Genomic DNA, 2,831 nt, shown 5'->3' with positions numbered 1-2,831 from the left:
CGCCCTTTTATCACGCCGCTTCTGCAAGATTTCTTCGAGAACGGAGCCATGTTGATCCACCGCACGCCAGAGCCAGAATTTCTCTCCAGCGCATTTGACCACCACTTCGTCCAAATACCAAATATCGCCGGGGCGCGCCTGACGCCGCCGCAAGTTGCGTGTGATCTGGGGGCCGAACTTGGCGATCCAACGACGAACTGTCTCGTATGATACGTCGATTCCACGCTCAAGCAGCATTTCCTCAACTTCACGCAGACTAAGATTGAACCGCAGATAAAGCCACACCGCATGAGCAATAATCTGTGGCGGAAAACGGTGACGCTTGAAGATGATATCTGATGTCTGCATCGCCAAAATTTACGCCCAAACCGTCAGGCAGGCAACTGTAGCCCAGTTAACGTGACAACACCGGAACAAAAATTGATTGGTGTTTTCAAAGATTTCGGTCGCTTTTTGTTCCATTATTCCTATCTCAGTTGTTAGCATTCTATATTTGGTGGGCCGATGATCACATGTCGGCTGAATGCTCCGGTGCGCTATGGACCAATTGCGTTTCTGGTGTGTGAACCAATGCCAGATAGCGCTCAAACTGGACCAGTACGTCCGAGATCAATTGCTCCTTCGTCATGCCCATGACATCATAGCCCCGACCCCCACTCGAAAAATAAGTTCTGGCTTCAAATCGGAATTCCGGCTTTCCCACGGCCATAGTCGAGAAAGCCGGGATCTGGTGTGAGGCTGGCATTATTCCGTAAATGAAGTCACGAACACCCTCTGCGGTGGAGCGCAGCGCTATCGAACCGTTGTCTTCCGACACCACGACCGTGTCGCGTCCACGATTGTTGAGTTCTGACGCGACTTCGGAAAGTGCCTTCATCGCCGGACCTTCGATAAACGTTAGCACTTCACGTTCGGAAGGCGCATGCAGCATTAACCCCAATCTGCGCTGCCAGGTCAGACCTGCTGCTGGTTGTGCCGTTGGCGCATTTGGAATTCCCGCATGTGCTACTTGCTGGGCAAGATCGGCTCGCATGCCTTTGAAAAGCGACCATACAAGAACAAGAATGACGATCGAAAATGGAAGTGCACTTGCGATGGTCACCGATTGAAGGGCTCCTAATCCGCCTGCAACAAGCAGGCTGGCAGCCACGATACCTTCAAGAGCGCACCAGAAAACCCGTTGAGATGTCGTCGTTTCTGTCTCACCACCCGCAGCGATAGAATCCACAACCAATGATCCAGAGTCTGAAGATGTAATGAAGAAAATCGCCACCAGGAGCACGGCAAGCGTTGAGGTCAATGTGGTCCAGGGAAGGTACTCAAAGAAATGGAACAGACCAACTGACACGTCAGCAGCTATCTCGGCCCCCAACTTTCCGTTGGCGATAGTTGTGTCAATCAAGATCGCAGAGTTTCCAAAAACCGTCATCCAAAAGAAAGTGAAACCGGCTGGAATAAACAAAACGGCTGTAACAAATTCACGTACGGTGCGACCTCTCGAAATACGAGCGATGAACATGCCGACAAAAGGTGACCAGGAAATCCACCAAGCCCAATAGAAAAGTGTCCAGTCATCAATCCATGGTGTGGGCTGGTAGGCATATATATTGAACGTTCTCAGTACTAAGGAATCCAGATAAAGACCGATATTCTGAACAAAATCGCGAAAGAGCTGTGCTGTTGGTCCCACAACGAGGACAAACAGCATAAGCAAAATTGCGATCAGAAGGTTCACTTCTGATAAAATGCGAACGCCTTTATCAAGTCCTGTAACAACAGATATGGTAGCAAGGCCGGTAATGACCAATATTAGCGGAAGCTGTACCTCTAAACCGATGGGAACGCCCGTCAGATAATTCAGCCCGGCATTAATTTGTGAGACGCCAAGTCCAAGAGAGGTTGCAATGCCGAACATTGTTCCGACAATGGCAAAAACATCAACAGCGTGACCAACAGGGCCGTTAATCCGTTCCTTCAACAGAGGATAAAGGCCTGATCGGATCGTAAGAGGAAGATTGTAGCGATAGCCAAAATACGCAAGTGACAGACCCACAACCGCATAGATCGCCCACGCGTGAATACCCCAATGAAAAAACGTCACAGCCATTGCTTGTCGTGTCGCTTCAATCGAGCGTGGTTCAGCTGTTGGCGGGGCCATGAAATGGGACATCGGCTCGCCAACAGCATAATACATCAATCCGATGCCCATGCCGGCAGCAAAAAGCATCGCGATCCACGACATAAAGCTAAAGTCTGGGGTAGAGTCATCGGGGCCTAGTTTAAGGCGTCCGTACCTGCCCAGACTGAGCAGCAAAACGCTGGCCAGAAAAATTCCTACGACCAAGAGGTAGAACCAACCAAAATTCGAAAGAATATTTGTTTGCAAAGCAGCAAAAATTGCAGCGGCTTGATCTGGAACGATTACACCGACTGCCAAAAATAATCCTATGATAATTATCGAACCAAAAAAAACAGGCGGATTGATAATAAATTTGGCTGGCATTGTCTCTCGCAGAACTGGGACACAGAAGGGGTAAATTTGAACCTAGGACCGGTCACAACTTTGTCAATATTATTAGGCCGTGTGGACGAATTGACTCAGGTATAAGTTTTCCGGTTCCAGATTTTCTTTCAACATGATTCACACATTGCCGACGTAATTTGGAGGTCGGCAATGTGCACGAAGATTACAGAGAGTGACTGTCCGTCGTCGAATGATTTGAGACTATTTTTGCTTTTGAAGATTGGAGTTTCCGGCTCGGTTTGGGATTTGATTTAAGCGGCTTTGGTTTGGTGGTTCAAGCGGCGTTTTTTGATCGTGTCTCTTTTGA

At 48.8% G+C, this 2,831-nt stretch carries 2 protein-coding genes; both read right to left on the bottom strand.

What is annotated here, in order from left to right; all coding sequences use genetic code 11:
- Positions 1–348, bottom strand: a 348-nt coding sequence (locus VBH83_RS19200) for an IS6 family transposase (protein ID WP_396999077.1), incomplete at its 3' end; no start/stop codon positions are given.
- A 160-nt stretch (positions 349–508) separates the two neighbouring features.
- Positions 509–2,503 (bottom strand): BCCT family transporter, encoded by a 1,995-nt coding sequence (locus VBH83_RS19195; RefSeq protein ID WP_396999076.1) that lies wholly within the window; start codon positions 2,501–2,503, stop codon positions 509–511.
- Positions 2,504–2,831 lie beyond the last annotated feature (328 nt).

The organism is Ochrobactrum sp. S1502_03 (assembly GCF_044435015.1).
Taxonomy (GTDB): domain Bacteria; phylum Pseudomonadota; class Alphaproteobacteria; order Rhizobiales; family Rhizobiaceae; genus Brucella; species Brucella chromiisoli.
This window is presented reverse-complemented; position numbering and strand designations above follow the sequence as displayed.